Source organism: Pseudoalteromonas sp. AWM4_233, from assembly GCF_056158285.1.
The window spans coordinates 3,001,206-3,020,750 of sequence record NZ_JBSWSZ010000001.1 but is presented as its reverse complement, the minus strand read 5'-3'; the positions used below and the strand labels follow the sequence as shown (position 1 = coordinate 3,020,750).

The following is a 19,545-nucleotide window of genomic DNA, read 5'->3' as shown; positions in this document are numbered from 1 at the left end:
TAAATTTGTTCTGTTCGTCATCAATACGTCATGATTGAGTATTAGTGATCACGCTCAATTATATATTTCGCAAGCTCTGCCAATACATCGGTATTATGAGGTATTGTATCAAGTGCAGACAGAGCATCTTTGACCAATAGATGCGCTTTTTGTTTTGCACCATCTAGTCCAAGCAAAGCCGGATAAGTTGACTTGTGGTTATCTAAGTCTGAGCCTTGTGGCTTGCCTAATACGGCGGTATCGCCTTCAATATCTAAAATATCATCTTGTACCTGAAAAGCGAGGCCAAGATTTTTACCGTATATATCGAGAGCAGTAATAATTTCTGTCTCGACATCCGTAGCGCACAGCGCGCCTAACTTAATTGCACAATTTAACAATGCGCCGGTTTTAAGTCGATGAATACGTTCAAGCTCTGCAAGGGTAATTGACTTTTCTGTCGCTGAAATATCAAGGGCTTGTCCGCCAACCATGCCCTGCAAACCAGATGCAACGGCAAGCGTATTAATCATCTTGATTTGTTGCTTTGCCGATACTGAAAATTCATGTTCACTTAAAAATTCAAACGCTAAGGTTTGTAGCGCATCGCCTGCTAAAATGGCCTGTGCTTCATCATAAGCAATATGACAAGTCGGTTTGCCTCGACGCAAGTCATCATCGTCCATAGCCGGTAAGTCATCATGGACCAATGAGTAGCTATGAATACATTCAATTGCAGCTGCGGCGACATCAAGGTCTGTTTCTTTAGCACCTAACAGTTTGCCTACAGTGTAAACCAAAAAGGGCCTTAATCTTTTACCGCCATTATTGATGCTGTAAAAAGTTGCTGATTTTACAGTTTCATCGGTATCTAATGCCAAAGAGAAGTAATTACTGATGTAACTGTCTAAACGGTTTTGTGCCGTATTTATATGCTCGAATAAATTCACTGCGGGGTCTTAATCTAATTGATTTGGCATTGGTGTTACTGGTGTTTCAGGGTCATTGCCCATCAGGATTGAGACTTTTTGCTCAGCACTGTTTAACTTTTCATTAGACGCATTGGCTAATTGAACACCACGTTCAAATTGCTTTAAAGATTGTTCTAAAGTCAGACTACCTTGTTCCATAGCCTGTACAATGCCTTCTAGTTCGGACATTGCTTCTTCAAAACTTAGATTTTCAGGTTTTTTTGCAGCCATAGTACATCTTGCCCAGCAATTTATTTTAAAGGTAGCAATTTTAGGAGGATTAGCGACTCAGGTCAAAGCTTGTTACTGGCAATCGTGGCGGATCAGTTTATTTTTTGCCTTATGTGGGCTTTAATCGAATTTTAACAACGTAATTGAGTTAAGATATTCAAGATGTTGCCGATAAAAGTCTTACTGAAAGCTAGGCTTTTCACTGTAACATAGGCACAAGGTTTGCAAATATTCGAATTAAGCATGATATTTGTAGTTGCCACTCAAAAAATTGACTTCGAGTGTCATAATAAAAAAGTAATGATAAGTATTCTCTGGAGGGGATAGTGGATTTAGCAACCGTTATCGGAATAGTAGGCGCAATAGGTTTGGTCATCATGGCGATGTTCATGAGTAGTAATGGTGACTTGGCCATGTTTGGTGATGGCCCATCTACCGTCATTGTATTCGGTGGCTCTATTTTCATCGTACTCTCGAACTTCACTATGAGCCAGTTTTTAGGCATTGGTAAAGTTGTTGGCAAAGCCTTTATGTTCAAGATTGAATCTCCAGAAGAGCTCATTGAGAAAGCCGTTGAATTGGCTGACTCGGCTCGTAAAGGTGGCTTTTTGGCTTTGGAAGAAGCAGAAATACCCAATGCCTTTATGCGTAAGGGCGTTGATATGTTAGTAGATGGTCATGATGCTGATGTTGTACGCGCTACTTTATTAAAAGACATTTCACTCACTACCTCTCGACACGAATTAGGCGCTAACTTATTTAAATCTTTGGCAGATATCGCCCCTGCGATGGGTATGATCGGAACGCTAATTGGTCTAGTTGCCATGTTATCAAACATGGATGACCCAAAAGCGATAGGTCCTGCAATGGCAGTAGCACTACTTACAACGTTATATGGTGCGTTCCTTGCGAACGTAGTTGCTATTCCTATTCAGGCGAAACTTGAATTGCGTAAAGATGAAGAAGAACAAAATCAACGCTTAATCTTGGATGCAATTTTGGGTATTCAAGATGGTCAAAACCCGAAAGTAATTGAAGGTATTCTGAAGAACTACCTACCTGAGTCGAAACGCGGCAGCGACAAGGAGGAGTAGTATGTCAGACGAACAAGAATGTAAATGTCCCCCCCCCGGGCTACCCGCTTGGATGGGAACATTTGCTGATCTAATGTCACTCTTGATGTGCTTCTTCGTTCTGCTGTTGGCTTTCTCTGAAATGGATGTTTTAAAGTTTAAACAAATTGCAGGTTCGATGAAGTTTGCTTTTGGTGTGCAAAATAAAATCGAGGTAAAAGACATTCCTAAGGGGACCAGTGTAATAGCTATGGAGTTCACACCTGGTAAACCTGAGCCGACTCCCATCGAAACTATCCAACAGCAGACGGTAGAAATGACTCAGCAAATGTTGGAGTTCCAGGCCGGTGATGAGGCTTCAGCAGGTGGTCGTCAAGAGCAACGCGGTAATAAACGTGGTGGCGAATCGCAAAGTACTTCACAAGAGCAATCTATGGAGCAGGCCATTTCGGCAGCCGATCAAGAGCAAGTGAATGAATTGGTGAAGAAAATTGCCCAGCAAATGGAAAAGCAAATTATGGATGGTGCAATAGAGCTTGAGTCTCTTGGACAACAGATCATTATTCGCATTCAAGAAAATGGTGCTTTCCCTTCTGGTAGTGCATTTTTACAGCCAAAGTTTAAGCCGATCATTCGTGAAATTGCGGAGCTTTTAAAAGATGTGCCAGGAGAAATTACAGTATCAGGTCATACAGATGATTTTCAGGTGACCAATGAGCTTTACTCTAATAACTGGGATTTATCTGCAACCCGTGCGGTTGCCGTTGCCAGTGAAATGGTGAAAGCCCCAGGGTTTGATAAAAATAGAATGGTCGTTGTTGGTCATGCTGATACACGCCCGCTAGTACCCAATGAGAATGACACAGATAGACGCCGCAATCGCCGTGTCGAAATTTCTATTCTACAAGGTAAAGCGAAAGAATCTGATCCTATCGAACTGCGTGGCAATTAATTTTTTCATTCTTTAGTATTGTATTTCTTGATAGATGATTGGAATTCAGCTAATTTGAATATGAATCATTTATCAAGGAGAAATACGATGTCTATTCTAAGTAAATACGCTTACATGCCAGGAAATAATGGCGACGGTGCTGATGATAATGATGAGCCACCAAAGTCAGAAGAAAAATCGTTAGATTAATCATCTCAAGATTAACCTTTCAATATGTCATTCGATTTAAACAGCACTTACTTTAATCAATTTTTGTTATTAGTAAGAGACCATGCGACGTTACTAACGTTTATTTCGGTTGCTCTGTTTGCATTATTAAAAGATGACAAAGCCCTTAGATATGCGGCACTGTGTGCCGCATTTTATGTGATTGGCTATTTTTCTTTCCCTTTGATTAAAAAAGTTGATGCCGATCTATATGTCATTCGTTACATTTATTGGGCGTTGAGTGACATCGTTTTTATGGCCATTTTGGCTGTCTGGGCATTGAAAGACAAAGTGTATTTATGGCAAAGCGTATTGGCACAACTCATTGTACTTCCTGCGCCTATCATGCAGTTATTTAGATTGGTAGATAGGCACTATCTCGATTTAAGTTACTCGACCTACCTTTATAAAAGTATTTTACCTTTAGTGAATATTCTCACCGTCATCCTGTGCTTTCTGCCCGTGATGTATCTTTTAAAAAATCGAGTAAACCAACTACAAGTAAAGGGATAGTGTTTCACCAGTTTAAGCGCCTAGTTAATCCCTTAAACTGGTATAGATATTACTACCCTTAGATTAATTTATATCAATATCAGTGATTGCAACATTAATCCCGGCATCTGAACCTGCAGAGGTTTGAGCAGCTAACTTAACAAATGTTTTATTTCCCTGGGCGTTTGGAATAACAATATCTGTCAAAGTAAACTCACAGTTTTGTATTAACCTTTCTTGAGGTAAGTTGGCACTTAAACACATTGTTTTAGTAATGTTATTACTGCGTACCTCTTCACAATAGGCAGGGTTTAAACTGCTGCTTAACTGTTCATCAACCTCAATTAAAGAAAGTAAAATAGTAAAGTCAGTATCATTGCATGCTAATGGTACGACTCTTTGATTATTTGATAAGTCTCCTTGTAAAAACCTCTGCTCATCTGAATTTTGGTACCAGACGGTCAGTGTACTTTGCAATAGGTTAGTGGGCATTGAGTTGGGACTGCCTTTAGCACGCCAATCATTTAAAGAGTTTACTTCAGGCAGTGCAAATGAGACGCTAAGTTCTGGTATATATTTGAATTGTTGACCAACTTTGATTGTATTATTCTCAGCGCCTTGCCATGTATCTGTAACGTCTGCACCAAAAATATTCGCTACTTGCTCACACAGTGGTTCAGAGCCTTTGTATGATGTTTCTGCTAGGCTACTTGAGCGGTTTGTAAAGTAAGTTACTTGTGGCTTAGTTTGGAGCGTATCCCCCTCTATTTGCCAATAAGCAATGTTTGTTTCTTGCTTATTGAAATGCCTTTGCGCTGAGAAATTACTGCCACATTGTGTGCTCTCATTGACGGTAGGCGCTGTATTATCTTTTGATAGTGGTTCGCTGCCCCCGCCACCGCACGCGGCTAAAAAAGAGCAGGAAAGCAAGATTAGGGGGTATTTCATAAGACTTCCTTGAATTTGGGTTATCAGGCTTGCACGATAACCCAAACTTTTTACCGTTAACCTAGCGCAGGAATAACGCCAAACATTTGCAAGCCTTGTGCAGCTATTATGACAACCCCACAACAAGCTGCAAGGCTTAATCCAAATCGACCGCCTTTTACCTGATAGCCTTGTTCATTAGTTTGTTGTGCTCTTTGTACCCAAACCATTGCAACAGGCAAAAATATCGCTAAAACAACCAGTGCAATTGCCGCATACCCTAATGCGGTAATAAACCCTTGTGGATAGAATAAAGCGAAGCCAAGCGGGGGCACAAAGGTAATTAATGCCGTCTTCAATCGGGCGCTTTTGTTATCACCTTGTTTGAAAGCATCAGCAAAGAAGTCAAATAATCCAAGACTTACACCTAAGAATGAGGTCGCTAATGCTAAATCTGCAAAAATCGTGATCGACGTACTGACCTGTGTGCTATTTACTAAACTAGAGACGCTGCCAATGAAGCCTTGTAGGCCTTCAGATTGTAAAAGTTGTGACTGGCTCATCATACCTTGGCTGATCAATTGCCAGAAGACATAAATAATTAAAGGCACGGAGGCACCGAAAATCATAACTTTTCTGAGTGAACGAATGTCAACACCAACGTATTTTACAATTGATGGAATTGAACCATGAAAACCAAATGAAGTGAAAATCACAGGTATGGCTGAAATAAGAAGCCCTTGCTCTAGCGGCATTTCGAGCAAGTGTTGACCTTGAACATAAGGGGTCAGAACAAAGAATAGACTGCCCAGCACGATTACTTTAATGGCAAATAAAACACGGTTTAGTTTATCAACCGTTGAGGTACCCATGGTGACAATGGCTGCGACCAGTACAGCCACGAGTATAGAGCCGACTTGCGGGGCCACATCGACATCAAGCGCTGCATTTATTTTTGACTGTAATTGCGCGCCTCCACCTGCGATATATGCTGCACATAGCGCATAAAACAGAAAGACCATTGCAAAATTAGCGATATATTGCCCACGTTTGCCCAGTAGTGTCTTGGCAAGCGTATTGAGTGTGGCATCGGAGCTGGCGAATTGATGAAGCTCTAGCATTAATAACGCGGTATAGGTCATTAATAGCCAAGTTAATAAAATCAGGATTAAAGATGCACTAAAGCCAATACCTGCAGAAGCGATAGGCAGTGCTAACATGCCCGCGCCTATGGTTGTGCCTGCGACAATTAGCATACTGCCGAGGGTTTTATTCTTTATCACATTATGCCCCTTTAAGTGTGAGAGAGCAGGCAAGATATAACGCAGAGCAAAAAATTGAAACTCCTTTGTTATAAATCAAGATACGTGTTTGTAATATATGTTTTACATTCTGTTGCACAGTATTGAGATTTAGGCATAAAAAAACGCGATGACACTGCATCGCGTTTTTTTTGAAAAGTGGTGATTACTTTACTTCTTTACCTGCAGCTTGTTGGTCAGCATGATAACTAGAGCGAACAAACGGGCCACACGCTGCGTGGGTGAAGCCAATTTCGTCAGCGTAATCTTTTAATGCATCAAACTCTGCTGGTGGCACATAGCGTTTAACCGGTAAGTGATGTTTTGAAGGTTGTAAATATTGACCTACAGTTAGCATGTCAACATTGTGCTCACGAAGGTCACGCAATACCTCTTCGATTTCAGACATTTCTTCGCCTAAGCCCACCATTAAGCCCGACTTAGTTTTAACATTCGGGTGTGCTTCTTTGAAACGACGAAGTAGTTCTAAAGACCACTTATAATCTGCACCTGGGCGAGCCAGCTTATACAGGCGAGGAGCGGTCTCTAAGTTGTGGTTGAATACGTCAGGTGGCGTTTCAGTTAAGATCTCTAGCGCTTTTTCCATACGACCACGGAAATCTGGTACTAAGATTTCAATGGTGATCTCAGGATTGTGCTTACGGATCGCTTTAATACAGTCAGCAAAATGTTGTGCACCACCATCACGTAAGTCATCACGGTCTACAGACGTGATAACCACATACTTAAGCTTCATGTCTTTGATGGTCAAAGCCAGTTTTTCAGGCTCTTGTGCGTCTGGCTTTAACGGACGGCCGTGTGCTACATCACAGAAAGGGCAACGACGAGTACAAATAGCACCTAAGATCATGAATGTCGCTGTGCCGTGGTTAAAGCACTCAGATAGGTTAGGGCATGATGCCTCTTCACATACTGAGTGTAACCCATGGTTTCGCATTGCTTGCTTGATGCCCTCAATGCGCTCACTTGATTTAGGTAAACGGATTTTAAGCCATTCAGGTTTTCTTAGCATTTCATCGCGTTCAGTTGGCATAACCTTAACTGGGATCAATGCCATTTTCTCAGCATCGCGAAGCTTTACCCCTGGCTCCATTTTTACTGGTTTACTCATTCGTTCTCGAACCCTTCTTTGTGTTCAACATGCTCAGCGTTAAGACGTTTGAGCATATGTTTAACAAGACCTTGCGCAACTTCATCAAGTTGCGACGGGCCATTTAATTCACTTGTTTGCACCATGTTCATACCCGCATAGCCACAAGGGTTTATACGCATAAATGGGCTCATATCCATGTTTACATTCAGTGCAAGACCATGAAACGAGCAGCCGCGGCGAACGCGCAGGCCTAAAGATGCAATTTTACTGTCGTTGACATAGACTCCTGGCGCATCAGGTTTGGCATAGGCATTAATGTCATACTCTTGCAGCATGTCGACAATGCACTCTTCTAGCCAAGTTACTAGCTCTCTTACGCCGATTTTAAGACGACGGAGATTAAACAGTACATACATCATTTGCTGACCAGGACCGTGATAAGTCACTTGACCACCGCGGTCAACTTGAATAACAGGAATGTCGCCTGGTGCTAAAACATGCTCTGCTTTACCTGCTTGCCCCTGAGTAAAGACAGGCTCATGTTCAACAAACCAGATCTCATCGGGACTGTTATCGTCTCGGGTATCAGTGAAGTCTTGCATTTTTTGCCAAATAGGCTGGTAACTTTGCAAGCCTAACTGGCGAACTATCACGGTACTTTGAGTCATGGTTAGCCTTTACAGTACGTAACGTACGTCTTCGATATTGCCAATTTCGGTATAGATTTGCTCAATATGCTCTTTTGAAGTAACGGTCGCGACCAGTGTCACCGACTCGTAAGTGCCTTTACTACTCGGTTTTACTTTAGGCGCATAATCACCCGGTGCAATTGTTTGCAACTTTGCAAGGATCTGATCAGTCAGATTTACATTTGCTAGGCCCATAATTTTAAACGTGAATGGGCAAGGGAACTCTAAGTATTCGTCAAACTTAGTATTTTTAACTGGTTGAACCATGAAGGTGTCCTCATCGCAAATGGTGTGGTGTGTTTTTATTTCACACACGCTCAATAATGGCGGGCATTCTATCATTTTTGCGGCAAAAAAAAACGCCTCACTCAGGAGGCGTTGATGACTAATAAATCAATTATTACATGATCTGTAAACGTAAATAGTCATAGATCTTACTGAAGAAGCTACCTTCTTCTATTTCTTCAAGCGTAACTAATGGATACTGAGAGATTTCTTCGCCATCGAGTTCAAGGAATAGTGTGCCTACTTTAGTGCCTTTGGCTAATGGCGCTTCTAAAGTTTTATCTAATTCAAAGTTCGCTTTTAAATTTTTGCGTTGACCACGAGGGATGGTAATGGGTGTGTCTTCTAGAATACCTAAAGAAACCGTCTCTTTATTACCCATCCAAATACGCTGATCTGCAAAGCTATCGCCCGCTTTATATGGTGTGATTGTTTCGAAGAAACGGAAGCCATAGTTGAGTAGTTTTTTGCTTTCGACTTTACGAGCACGCTCACTGTCTGTACCCATCACAACTGCAATTAAGCGCATATCGTCTTTAGTTGCTGATGTCACTAGGCTGTAGCCAGCCTCTGATGTGTGGCCTGTTTTAATGCCATCAACGTCAAGGCTTGCATCCCATAACAGTGAGTTACGGTTGTACTGCTTGATACCATTGAAGGTAAAAGACTTTTCTTTATAAAGTGCATACTCTTCAGGCACGTCACGAATAAGCGCGGCACCTAGCGTCGCCATATCTCGCGGTGTCGTGTAATGCTCGTCTGTATCAAGGCCATGACTGTTAATAAAATGCGTGTTAGCCATGCCTAGTTTTTCAGCGTGTGCGTTCATAAGATCTGCAAATGCACTCTCACTGCCTGCAATGTGTTCAGCCATTGCCACACACGCATCATTGCCTGATTGAATAATAATACCGTGGTTAAGATCGTCGACACTGACTTGCTTGCCAACTTCAATGAACATGACCGATGAGCCAGGGAAATTCTTCGCCCATGCTTTTTCACTGATGGTAACCATATCAGTTGGTGAGATATTACCGGCTTCAATTTCGACACCAATCACGTAACTGGTCATCATTTTGGTTAGGCTAGCAGGAGCAAGCTTAGTATCTGCTTCACCTTCCGCAATGACTTTGCCAGTTGTGTAATCCACCAAGAAATAACCTTTTGCATTGATCTGAGGTGCAGAAGGTAGGATCTGTGCGGAAGCTGAAAAAATGGTTGCTGAGCATACCAGCCCGCAAATTTTGGTAAGTAGTTTGGTTTTTAGTAAAGTCATTATGTTCTTTTATCGATAAAATTAAAATTAGTCAGCTTTTTCTATTCTAAAGTCGTTGTTCACTGTAAAGCAAGAAAGCCTGGCGAAATTCACCTGCCTGTAAGTTTTCTAGCAGGGATTGAGCATGAGTATCATCTTCTAGCGGGCCTAAGCGAAGTTTATGTAAACCACCTTCTTCTGCAATATTGGTATCAATTGCAAATTGACCTGCGAGTTTATTTGCCAAGTGCTCAATATTGGTTTTATTACTACTCGCAGCGACTTGAATATAGGTTAATCTTGGCGCAATGCGATCGAGTGTAATCGCTTCAATCTGAACCTTTGCTGTACCTTGGTTATGGTAGCCTAGCTTATAGGCCGCGGCATAAGATAAGTCGATAATCCTGTCATCGTGGAATGGTCCACGATCATTGACTCTGACAATAGCCGATTTGCCATTTTCTAAATTGGTTACTTTAACAAAACTCGGAAGTGGTAGGGTTTTGTGGGCCGCAGTCATGTCATACATGTTAAAGATCTCACCGTTAGAGGTGTAGTACCCGTGGAACTTTTGCCCATACCATGAAGCGGTACCTTGCGCTTTATAACCTTTTTCATCTGACATAGGATGATATTGCTTACCGAGCACCACATAAGGGCGTCCGGCGCTGACACTTTTTGGCTCAACTTTTACTTTCGCATCACGCATTTCATATTCGGTAGGAATGCGCATAGGTGCAGTGTCTTGGCGTGTGTGATAGCGAGAGCTACACCCACTCACAAAAATGACAACAAGGGCTAGCAAGTAAGCCTTATACAACTTAGTCATGATTTAAGTAACATCCTCTTGTCTGTCGCAATTGACATAATGATACCGAATCCTGCCATCAGCGTAACCATGGATGTGCCGCCATAGCTAATAAGGGGAAGGGGGACACCTACAACCGGTAATAGGCCCGATACCATGCCAATATTCACAAATACATATACAAAGAAAGTCAGTGTTAAAGCGCCAGCTAATAGTTTGCTAAATGCATCTTGAGCACGTACTGCAATCAATAAACCTCTGCCTATGATAAATAAATAGACGCTGAGTAATAACACCACGCCCATTAAACCAAACTCTTCGCTCAATACCGAGAAGATAAAATCTGTGTGTCGCTCAGGTAAAAACTCTAATTGTGATTGCGTGCCATGCAACCAACCTTTGCCCTCGACACCGCCTGAACCTATGGCGATTTTCGATTGAATAATGTGGTAGCCAGCACCTAGAGGATCGCTTTCAGGATCAAGTAGTGTCATAACGCGCTGTTTTTGGTAAGCGCGCATACCGTAATGCCAAAAAGCGAATACAGCGGGGACCATTAATAACAGCGCACCACCAATGAGGCGCCAGCTTAACCCCGCTAGAAACAAAACGAAAATGCCAGAACTGGCAATAAGCAGTGAGGTGCCTAAATCCGGTTGTTCTTTAATTAAGAAGGTGGGCACACACAATAATATAAAACCGATAAACAAATTAATAAACTTTGGGGGCATGCGGTGTTGAGAGATATACCAAGCAACCATCATAGGCACAGCCAGCTTCATGACTTCTGATGGTTGAAAGTTAGTCACGCCAAGGTTTAACCAACGTTTTGCACCATTAATAGTAATACCAAAGAAAAACACCGCAACCAGCATAGCCAAACCCACTAAATAAAGTGGGATCACTAGGCGCTTTAGAGTGATAGGAGGAACTTGAGCAAACACCAATAATGCGATGACCGCGCCACCCATGCGCACACTATGTCTTAACATCATATCCATGTTTTGGCCGCTTGCACTATACACAATTGCCAAGCTGCCAAACATCATACAAACAAGTGCTAATAGCAAAGGCACATCTAAATGTATTTTCTGCCATAGCGTGCGTTTATGACCGAGCACCATTAATTGGCTCCTTGCTTAAGAGGGTTTGCAGTAAAGTAATAATCCATTAATTGACGCGCGATAGGGGCTGCGATTTTACTACCGCCACCTTGGTTCTCCACTACCACAGTTACAACAACACGCGGGTCATTATAGGGGGCAAAGCCTGTGTAAATTGCATTGTCTCTATGACGCTCGTCTAGCTTTTCTGCATCATATTTCTCACCTTGCGCGATGCTGACAATTTGCGCAGTACCAGTTTTACCTGCAGGGTCATAATCCGCCCCTTTAAATGCTTTATGCGCAGTACCTGTGACCTTAGTTACAGTGTTATGCATGGCTTCAAGGGCGACGCGCCAATGGTCATGATTTTTGAGCACAATAGGCGGGCGTTCTTCGGTGTACATAGGCGTGATTTCATCAAACTGCTTTTTTACTTGTACAAGATGGGGTTGGTAATGTTCGCCTTTGTTAACCATGATTGTTACAGCGTTGGCTATTTGCATTGGCGTCGCAGTCCAATAACCTTGTCCAATCCCGACAGAGATGGTGTCGCCTGGCCACCAGTTTTCTTTAAAACGTTCTTTTTTCCAAGCTACGGTTGGTAAAATAGCGGTTGTTTCTTCATGAATATCAATGCCAGATAAATCACCAAAGCCAAACTTATTCATAAAATTGCTGATTTTGGTAATACCAGACTTATAGGCAATCTCGTAATAGAAGGTATCACAAGACTCCTCAATGGCTTTGTAAACATCAACATGACCATGTCCCCAGCGTTGCCAATCACGCCAACGGTGATCAACATTCGGAATTTGAAAAAAGCCCGGGTCCCACATGCGAGTTTGTTCAGTAATAATGCCTTCTTCTAAGCCGAGAATAGCTAAATGCGGTTTGACCGTAGAGGCCGGTGCATAGCGACCTTGAGTCGTTCTATTGATTAAAGGTCGATCTGGATTTAGTAAGGCGCGATAATCTTTACCACTGATCCCATGTACGAATAAGTTTGGGTCGTAACTTGGATTTGAATAAAGCGCGAGAATACCACCGTCTTTAGGATCCATAACAACGATCGCACCACGCATGCCTTCAAGGGCTTTTTTAGCGACTTGCTGTAAGCCTATATCTAACGTAAGAACTAAATCTTGCCCTGGTGTGGGCGCATCGACGCTTAAAGTGCGGATCACTCTGCCTCGGTTATTCACTTCAACACGTTGTGAACCAACGATGCCATGCAGTTCTTTTTCGTAGAATTTTTCTATGCCAAGCTTACCAATGTCATGGGTTGCACGATAATTTTTGGCTTCACCAGCGAGCTCTAAAGCCGTGAGCTCTTTTTTATTTAATTTGGCAACATAACCAAGTGCATGGGTGAGTGTCTCACCGTAGGGGTAATATCTGGCAAGGCGAGCTTCAATATTAAAGCCCGGAAATTTATGCTGATTAACCGAAAATAAGGCGACTTCTTGCTCGTTTAAACGCGCTTTGATAACACGGCTTTTAAAGCGCTGCTTACGACGAATATTCTTTAAAAAGTTTTCTTGGTCTTCTACAGAAATGTTTAATAAAGCGCCGACTTCAGCAAGTTGCTTGGCGATATCGTCTACTTGTTCAGGGATCACTTCTAAATTATAAACAGGGCGGTTCTCGGCCAATAACACCCCGTTTCGGTCGTAGATTAAGCCTCGGTTTGGTGCAACAGGGATCACTTTAATACGGTTATCATTAGAGCGTGTCTTATGGGTATCGTGCTCTGTGACTTGAAGCTTGTAGGCGTTACTGAGTAGCAAGCCTATAAGGAAAGTAACAAACACAAAACCAACAAATGCGCGACGAGCAAATAAATTTGCTTCAGCTGAATGGTCACGAATTGTTGGTCTTTTGTTTATCATCTGAGTTGTATTATTCTCTGTGGTATGGGTGGTTGTTATTTAAACTCCACCCGCGATACAAGCTTTCAGCGACAATAATGCGCACAAGTGGGTGCGGTAACGTCAATGCCGATAGCGACCACTTTTGCTCAGAAGCGGCAATACATTCAGGCGCAAGGCCTTCAGGGCCACCTATCAGTAAACTGACATCTCGACCATCAAGTTGCCACTTTTGCATATGATTTGCGAGTTGATGGGTATCCCAAGGTTTACCTGTTACTTCTAGCGTCACAATTCGGTTGCCTTTTGGAATAGCGGCTAAGGTTTTTTCACCTTCCAACTGCAAAATACGCTTGATATCGGCATTTTTACCACGCTTTCCAGCTGGGATCTCAACAAGTTCTAACGCCATATCTTTTGGAAAACGACGCTGATACTCTTTAAAGCCAGTCTCAACCCAAGCAGGCATTTTTGTGCCGACAGCAACCAATTGAATTTTCAAAATTAGCCCCAGAGTTTCTCTAAGTCATATAAGTCACGAGTTTGGTCTTGCATAACGTGCACAACCACATCGCCTAAATCAACCAATACCCACTCACCTACATCTTGTCCTTCAATGCCTAATAGGTCTTCACCAGCATGACGCGTTTCTTTAGCAACGTGTTCAGCAATAGACTGTACGTGACGTTTTGAGTTACCTGAGCAAATGACCAAATAATCCGTTACAGAGCTCACTTCTTTTACATCTAACTTAACAATGTCACGGGCTTTCATGTCGTCAACTTTGTCTAATGCAAAGTCTAATAATTGTTCAGAATTCAAATCTTGTATCTCTATGCTCAAAAAATAAGGCGCGTATAGTAGCACAGCACATTGGTTTATTCAGCATAGAGCTGATGAGTACGAATGTAATCTATGACCGAAGACGCGAGAAATTGTTCCATAGGTTTTTGATTATTTATTAGTTTTCTAATATCGCTCGATGCGGCATCAAAACTAGGACCGGTTAAAAAATGACAATGACCTGCTTTTTTCGTGAGTAACAGCTCATTTGTCTCAACTTTAGCTTGTTTCACATAGTCAGCAAGCGCTTGGTTTGGTGCATAAATTTCGCCTGGGCGCTGATAAACCACGATGTGGCAAAGCTGTGTAATGGCTTGCCATTCATACCAAGACGTTAAACTATTGAAGGAATCCATACCCATCAAAAAAATGATGGGTATATTAGGCTGCTCGTCTCGGTATTCCTGTAGCGTTAACAATGAATAGGAGGGCCCTTGTCGCTCAAGCTCTCTTTTATCAATAGTGAATGATCTCTTACTTTGAGTTGCTAACCTGAGCATGTTGAGACGGTGTGTGTCAGTGATCTTAGGCTGTGCTTTGTGCACAGGTATGGCGCAGGGTAAGAATCGTAATTCAGACAACCCTAGCTCAGCAACGCATTGCTCGGCCATGTTTAAATGTCCTAAATGGACGGGATCAAAAGTACCACCAAAAAGTGCAATCATATTGTTTAATCAGTGTGGTTGATGGGCAGACCAATTGGGATGTGATAGCAAAAACTCAGTGCACAATGCAGTAAGGCTTGATAAGGCGCAGTGAGTTCTCCGCGTTTATAGCCACTGTCTATCTGTGCCAACAACAGACCGATTTGCTCGAGCTGATGCAGAGGCAATCTATCAAGTGCTTGTTGAGTTAAAGGCTGCTGGTTTTTCCAAATATTATGCTGTTTATAGAGCGCAGTAATATTTTGACCTTGCTGTAAGCCTTGCTTAATTGATACTAAGGTTTGCTGCTGCTTATTCAGCGCCCAAACAAGCGTATTCGGCTCCGTGTTATCTTCAGCTAATTTAACCATCACTTTGGTGATTTTTTTTGCCTGACCGGCAAGCGTTGCATTAGTCAGGTCAAAAATATCAAATTTACTTTGATTAAGCAGACCCGCTAAGATTTGTTCATCATTGACGGTTTGCGAAGGGTAAAGCAACGCCAGTTTTTCTAGTTCTTGATGTGTTGCGAGTAAGTTGCCTTCTGTGGCCAGCAAAAGTTGCTTTTTAGCATCTTGTGTTAGAGCGACTTTTAACTGCTTGGCTTGCGAATCAAGCCAGCGCTGCAAGTGTTGACCAGTCAATTCATAACAAGGCACATATACGCCTTGCTTTTCCAAGCCTTTAAACCAAGCTCCGCGTTGGATCTCTTGGCTGGCTTTTTGACCTTTCACAATTAACACGACATCAGGGTTCGGTTGAGCAGTTAGTTGTTTAAACGCATCGCTCCCGGCTTTACCGGGTTTTTGCTGGTTTAAGTCAAATTCAATGAGTGTGCGTGCGCTAAATAGCGACATACTATTGTATTGAGCAAGTAATTCTTGCCAATCAAAGCCTGGCAACAAACTAAATTTAATGACTTCGTCGAAGCCTTGTTGTTTTGCTGCCTGTTTTATTTGCTGCACACATTGTGCTTCTTGAAAAGGTTCTTCACCTAAAACCAAATAGAATGGAGCAAGGCCTTTTCGTAAAGTATCTGGAAGTTGGTTAGCGTAACAGCGCATTAGAGTTGTGACAGCTCTCGAACAATACGTTTACTTGCCTGTTTGCGCAGCTCGTTAAGAATAATATCAAGCTCTTTGGCTTTTGCGAGTGCGTTGTCAGGATCATCTTGGTAATTGCGGTAAATCTCAAACCCTTTATCTACAGGCTCAAGACCTGGGCGAGTCACTCTATATGAAACAGAATAAGCCAATTCGTATTGCGCAACCTGACCATTTCTAAACAAACTTAACGTTTGGCGTGTTAAAGAGTCACGATACAGATGAAGCTCAGGTACTTGTTTGCTTCTGTTGTCACTAATGGTGACTTGAGATGTGATGAGATCTTTGCGAAGTAATGAAAACAGTTCAGACTTGCTATCATCACCCGACAGATGAAGTGTTTGTAATTCTTTTGGTAAATATGAGGCTTGCTTTAAATGAAAGCCACAACCAGATAACAAAACACAGGCTAGCAAAAATGCTAGCCCATGCTTGATTGAACGCGATAAACGCATCTTAGTTTGCAACCACATTAAGTAGTTTACCTGGTACGTAAATCACTTTACGGATTTCTTTGCCTTCGATGAATTTAGATACATTCTCTTCAGCAAATGCCAGCGCTTCAACTTGTTCTTTCGTTGAGTCGGCAGCAACCGTTAGCTTAGCTCGCAGTTTACCGTTCACTTGTACCACGATAAGTTTTTCGTCTTCAACAAGCGCAGCTTGGTCAACCACAGGCCATGTTGCATCTAACACGTCACCTTCGTGACCTAAGTCTTGCCACAACTGATGACACATATGCGGGGCAATCGGTGCAAGCATAATCACGATGGCATTAAGTGCTTCGTTTGCTAATGCAATATCTTGTGCATCTTTAAGCGGTGCTTTTGCAAGCTTGTTCGATAGCTCCATGATAGCAGCAATCGCAGTATTGAACGTTTGGCGACGCTCAACATCATCTGTTACTTTTGCAATGGTTTTGTGGATTTCACGACGTAGCACTTTCTGGTTGCTGTTTAGCGCATTTATATCAAGCTCAGCTGTACCAGTTGCATTAACGTCTACTGCGTATTTCCAAACACGTTTAAGGAAACGAAGTGAACCTTCAACACCCGAGTCAGACCATTCTAGAGTTTGCTCTGGTGGTGCTGTGAACATCATGAATAAACGAACTGTATCTGCACCGTACTGCTTGATAACAGTTTGTGGATCAATACCATTGTTCTTTGACTTAGACATTTTAGACATACCAGCAGACTCTACCGGTTGACCATCGTCTTTGTGCCACGCTTTAGTGATACGGCCTTTATCGTCAGTTTCAGTTTCAACGTCAGTTGGTGAAATCCAAACATCACCGCCTTTTTCGTCTTTACGGAAATAAGTTTCAGCTAATACCATGCCTTGACATAGTAGACGCTCGAAAGGCTCATCTGAGTTTACTAAACCACAGTCACGTAATAGTTTGTGGAAGAAACGCGAGTAAAGTAGGTGAAGGATCGCGTGCTCGATACCACCAATATATTGGTTTACTGGTAGCCAGTAATTCGCTGCACCTGGCTCTAACATACCTTCGTCATAACGTGGACTACAGTAACGCGCGTAGTACCAAGAAGATTCCATGAAAGTATCGAACGTATCTGTTTCATGGAATGCAGGTTCACCGTTCACTGTGGTTTTTGCCCACTCAGGATCTGCTTTAATTGGCGAAGTTACACCGTTCATTACCACGTCTTCAGGTAAACGAACCGGTAGCATATCTTCAGTCGCAGCAAGCTCAGAACCATCTTCTTTATTTAGCATTGGGATTGGTGAGCCCCAGTAACGCTGACGGCTAACACCCCAGTCACGTAGACGGAAGTTAACTTTACGCTTACCTGCGCCAATGCCTTCTAGTTTGTCAGCAATGGCGTTGAATGCTGCTTTAAATTCAAGACCGTCAAATTCGCCAGAATTAATCAGCGTGCCTTTTTCAGTGAACGCTTCTTTTGACAGGTCAGCTACAAGCTCAGAACCTTCAGCAGGCGCAATAACTTGTTTGATCTCAAGACCGTAAGCTGTCGCAAACTCGTAGTCACGTTGGTCATGACCAGGTACTGCCATTACCGCACCTGAACCATAGTCCATTAGTACAAAGTTTGCAGCCCATACAGGTACTTCTTCACCAGTTAATGGATGGATTGCTTTAAAGCCTGTGTCGATGCCTTTTTTCTCCATCGTTGCCATATCAGCTTCAGCAACTTTGGTGTTCTTACATTCTTCAACAAATGCAGCAACTTCAGGGTTATTCTTAGCAGCTTCTAACGCAATCGGGTGACCAGCAGCAACACCAACGTAAGTCACACCCATGAAAGTGTCAGGGCGAGTAGTGTAAACTGTGAAAGTTTCGCCATTATCAGCACGTTTGAAATCGATTTCTAAACCTTCAGAGCGACCAATCCAGTTACGCTGCATGGTTTTAACTTGCTCAGGCCAATGCTCAAGCTTGTCTAAATCATCTAATAGCTCTTGAGCGTAATCAGTAATCTTGATGAACCACTGAGGAATTTCTTTTTGCTCTACGAGCGCGCCAGAACGCCAACCGCGACCGTCAATCACCTGCTCGTTAGCCAGTACTGTTTGGTCAACTGGATCCCAGTTTACGGTAGACATTTTCTTGTAAACTAAGCCTTTCTCGTAAAGCTTAGTGAAGAACCACTGTTCCCATTTGTAATATTCTGGGTGACATGTTGCGATTTCACGATCCCAGTCATAACCAAAACCAAGCTGTTTTAGCTGACCGCGCATGTAATCAATGTTTTCGTATGTCCACTTAGCAGGCGCTGTGTTGTTTTTGATCGCCGCGTTTTCTGCAGGTAGACCAAACGCATCCCAACCCATAGGTTGCATAACGTTTTTGCCTTGTAAGCGCTGGAAACGAGATACCACATCACCAATGGTGTAGTTACGCACGTGACCCATATGCAGTCGACCACTTGGGTAAGGGAACATAGAGAGACAGTAATACTTCTCTTTGCTCTCGTCTTCTACGACTTTAAACGTCTTGTTTTCTTCCCAATACTGTTGGACTTTTGACTCAATGTCTTGCGGGTTATATTGCTCTTGCATCTATGTTTCCAGACTTCTTGCAAATTAATAAAAAATTGTTCGATAGCATACCCCAAAAACTGAGCGAATCACAGCCATAGAGGTGCATTTTGTGGTGCTTACAAGGCAGCAAAATATCACTTTTTTACCACTAGACTATAGTTATAGAAAGTTTACTGAAAAATGGAGTCTGCCATGGCGGAGTATAAAAAGTGGTTAGATGATTTTGCGCATTGGCTGAAAGATATAAAAGAGCATGAGCTTGAAGACTTAATTAATAAATTTATTGAAAGCCAAGGTAAGCTAAAAGAGCTCGGCGAAGAGAAGGTAAAAAACTACAGCCACTATCTCAAGCGAGATTTAAAACATTTAGAAGATGACTATAAAGACACTGATGATATTGCTTGGCAAGAATTAAAGGCGGGTGTGCTATTTGAGTTGGCACAGCTTGAAGACCGCACACAGCTAGAATGGCAGGCTTTATTAAAAGATTTTGAGCATGATGGGGTTTACAAAGCGGGCGAATGGATAGCCATGGGGCAATTAGTATGTAAAAATTGTCATCATACTACAGATGTACTTTATGCCTCTGAAATTAAAGCATGTAGCCAATGTGAGCACCAAGAATTCAGCCGAAAAGCATTGTCTCCATAGTCTAGCCAATTGGGTTAGA

Annotated in this window: 21 protein-coding genes; 4 read left to right on the top strand and 17 right to left on the bottom strand. The window is 42.4% G+C overall.

Annotation, left to right across the window (positions count from 1 at the left end; genetic code table 11):
- Positions 1–41: 41 nt before the first annotated feature.
- Positions 42–929, bottom strand: coding sequence for a (2E,6E)-farnesyl diphosphate synthase (ispA, locus tag ACXAC4_RS13630; protein ID WP_138480288.1), 888 nt, complete (start codon positions 927–929; stop codon positions 42–44).
- Positions 930–938: 9 nt separating this feature from the next.
- Positions 939–1,181 (bottom strand): exodeoxyribonuclease VII small subunit, encoded by a 243-nt coding sequence (locus tag ACXAC4_RS13625; RefSeq protein ID WP_475162495.1) that lies wholly within the window; start codon positions 1,179–1,181, stop codon positions 939–941.
- 326 nt (positions 1,182–1,507) lie between these two features.
- Here ACXAC4_RS13625 and pomA point away from each other — a divergent pair, with 326 nt between their 5' ends.
- The 3 genes from pomA (at position 1,508) to ACXAC4_RS13610 (ending at position 3,926) form a co-directional block, all read left to right on the top strand.
- Positions 1,508–2,275: a flagellar motor protein PomA gene (gene pomA, locus ACXAC4_RS13620; protein ID WP_058030839.1), complete on the top strand. Its 768-nt coding sequence runs from the start codon at positions 1,508–1,510 to the stop codon at positions 2,273–2,275.
- 1 nt (position 2,276) lies between these two features.
- On the top strand, positions 2,277–3,206 hold the full coding sequence (locus ACXAC4_RS13615; RefSeq protein ID WP_138480292.1) for a flagellar motor protein MotB: 930 nt from the start codon (positions 2,277–2,279) through the stop codon (positions 3,204–3,206).
- 213 nt (positions 3,207–3,419) lie between these two features.
- Positions 3,420–3,926 carry a hypothetical protein gene (locus tag ACXAC4_RS13610; RefSeq protein WP_475162492.1) on the top strand — a complete coding sequence of 169 codons (507 nt, stop codon included), beginning with the start codon at positions 3,420–3,422 and terminating at the stop codon, positions 3,924–3,926.
- 63 nt (positions 3,927–3,989) lie between these two features.
- On the opposite strand, the gene ACXAC4_RS13605 is transcribed toward ACXAC4_RS13610, so the two are convergent.
- From ACXAC4_RS13605 to leuS, 15 genes are all read right to left on the bottom strand, one after another.
- On the bottom strand, positions 3,990–4,853 hold the full coding sequence (locus tag ACXAC4_RS13605; RefSeq protein ID WP_475162491.1) for a hypothetical protein: 864 nt from the start codon (positions 4,851–4,853) through the stop codon (positions 3,990–3,992).
- A gap of 56 nt (positions 4,854–4,909) precedes the next feature.
- Positions 4,910–6,115 carry an aromatic amino acid transport family protein gene (locus ACXAC4_RS13600; protein WP_475162489.1) on the bottom strand — a complete coding sequence of 402 codons (1,206 nt, stop codon included), beginning with the start codon at positions 6,113–6,115 and terminating at the stop codon, positions 4,910–4,912.
- A 184-nt stretch (positions 6,116–6,299) separates the two neighbouring features.
- Positions 6,300–7,265 carry a lipoyl synthase gene (gene lipA, locus ACXAC4_RS13595; RefSeq protein ID WP_058030834.1) on the bottom strand — a complete coding sequence of 322 codons (966 nt, stop codon included), beginning with the start codon at positions 7,263–7,265 and terminating at the stop codon, positions 6,300–6,302.
- Positions 7,262–7,915, bottom strand: a complete 654-nt coding sequence (gene lipB, locus ACXAC4_RS13590; protein ID WP_475162486.1) for a lipoyl(octanoyl) transferase LipB — start codon at positions 7,913–7,915, stop codon at positions 7,262–7,264. Before lipB ends, lipA begins: the two co-directional genes overlap by 4 nt.
- A gap of 9 nt (positions 7,916–7,924) precedes the next feature.
- Positions 7,925–8,203 (bottom strand): DUF493 family protein YbeD, encoded by a 279-nt coding sequence (gene ybeD / locus ACXAC4_RS13585; RefSeq protein WP_058030832.1) that lies wholly within the window; start codon positions 8,201–8,203, stop codon positions 7,925–7,927.
- Between the two features lie 133 nt (positions 8,204–8,336).
- Positions 8,337–9,497, bottom strand: coding sequence for a serine hydrolase (locus ACXAC4_RS13580; RefSeq protein ID WP_390441952.1), 1,161 nt, complete (start codon positions 9,495–9,497; stop codon positions 8,337–8,339).
- 46 nt (positions 9,498–9,543) lie between these two features.
- Positions 9,544–10,305: a septal ring lytic transglycosylase RlpA family protein gene (locus tag ACXAC4_RS13575; protein WP_349285544.1), complete on the bottom strand. Its 762-nt coding sequence runs from the start codon at positions 10,303–10,305 to the stop codon at positions 9,544–9,546.
- Positions 10,302–11,408: a rod shape-determining protein RodA gene (rodA, locus tag ACXAC4_RS13570; RefSeq protein WP_138480312.1), complete on the bottom strand. Its 1,107-nt coding sequence runs from the start codon at positions 11,406–11,408 to the stop codon at positions 10,302–10,304. Before rodA ends, ACXAC4_RS13575 begins: the two co-directional genes overlap by 4 nt.
- Entirely contained in the window at positions 11,408–13,279 is a 1,872-nt protein-coding gene (gene mrdA, locus ACXAC4_RS13565; RefSeq protein WP_475162482.1) for a penicillin-binding protein 2, read from the bottom strand. Before mrdA ends, rodA begins: the two co-directional genes overlap by 1 nt.
- Before the next feature lie 10 nt (positions 13,280–13,289).
- Positions 13,290–13,760 carry a 23S rRNA (pseudouridine(1915)-N(3))-methyltransferase RlmH gene (gene rlmH / locus ACXAC4_RS13560; protein WP_058030827.1) on the bottom strand — a complete coding sequence of 157 codons (471 nt, stop codon included), beginning with the start codon at positions 13,758–13,760 and terminating at the stop codon, positions 13,290–13,292.
- Positions 13,761–13,762: 2 nt separating this feature from the next.
- On the bottom strand, positions 13,763–14,080 hold the full coding sequence (gene rsfS / locus ACXAC4_RS13555) for a ribosome silencing factor (protein ID WP_058031648.1): 318 nt from the start codon (positions 14,078–14,080) through the stop codon (positions 13,763–13,765).
- A 56-nt stretch (positions 14,081–14,136) separates the two neighbouring features.
- Entirely contained in the window at positions 14,137–14,766 is a 630-nt protein-coding gene (nadD, locus tag ACXAC4_RS13550; RefSeq protein ID WP_475162477.1) for a nicotinate-nucleotide adenylyltransferase, read from the bottom strand.
- Positions 14,767–14,771: 5 nt separating this feature from the next.
- Entirely contained in the window at positions 14,772–15,809 is a 1,038-nt protein-coding gene (gene holA, locus ACXAC4_RS13545; RefSeq protein ID WP_475162475.1) for a DNA polymerase III subunit delta, read from the bottom strand.
- Positions 15,809–16,303 carry an LPS-assembly lipoprotein LptE gene (locus ACXAC4_RS13540; protein ID WP_475164133.1) on the bottom strand — a complete coding sequence of 165 codons (495 nt, stop codon included), beginning with the start codon at positions 16,301–16,303 and terminating at the stop codon, positions 15,809–15,811. Before ACXAC4_RS13540 ends, holA begins: the two co-directional genes overlap by 1 nt.
- A 1-nt stretch (position 16,304) precedes the next feature.
- Positions 16,305–18,893, bottom strand: a complete 2,589-nt coding sequence (leuS, locus tag ACXAC4_RS13535) for a leucine--tRNA ligase (protein WP_475162473.1) — start codon at positions 18,891–18,893, stop codon at positions 16,305–16,307.
- A 174-nt stretch (positions 18,894–19,067) separates the two neighbouring features.
- Here leuS and ACXAC4_RS13530 point away from each other — a divergent pair, with 174 nt between their 5' ends.
- Complete coding sequence (locus ACXAC4_RS13530) at positions 19,068–19,526, top strand: zinc ribbon-containing protein (RefSeq protein WP_475162469.1); 459 nt, start codon at positions 19,068–19,070, stop codon at positions 19,524–19,526.
- Positions 19,527–19,545 lie beyond the last annotated feature (19 nt).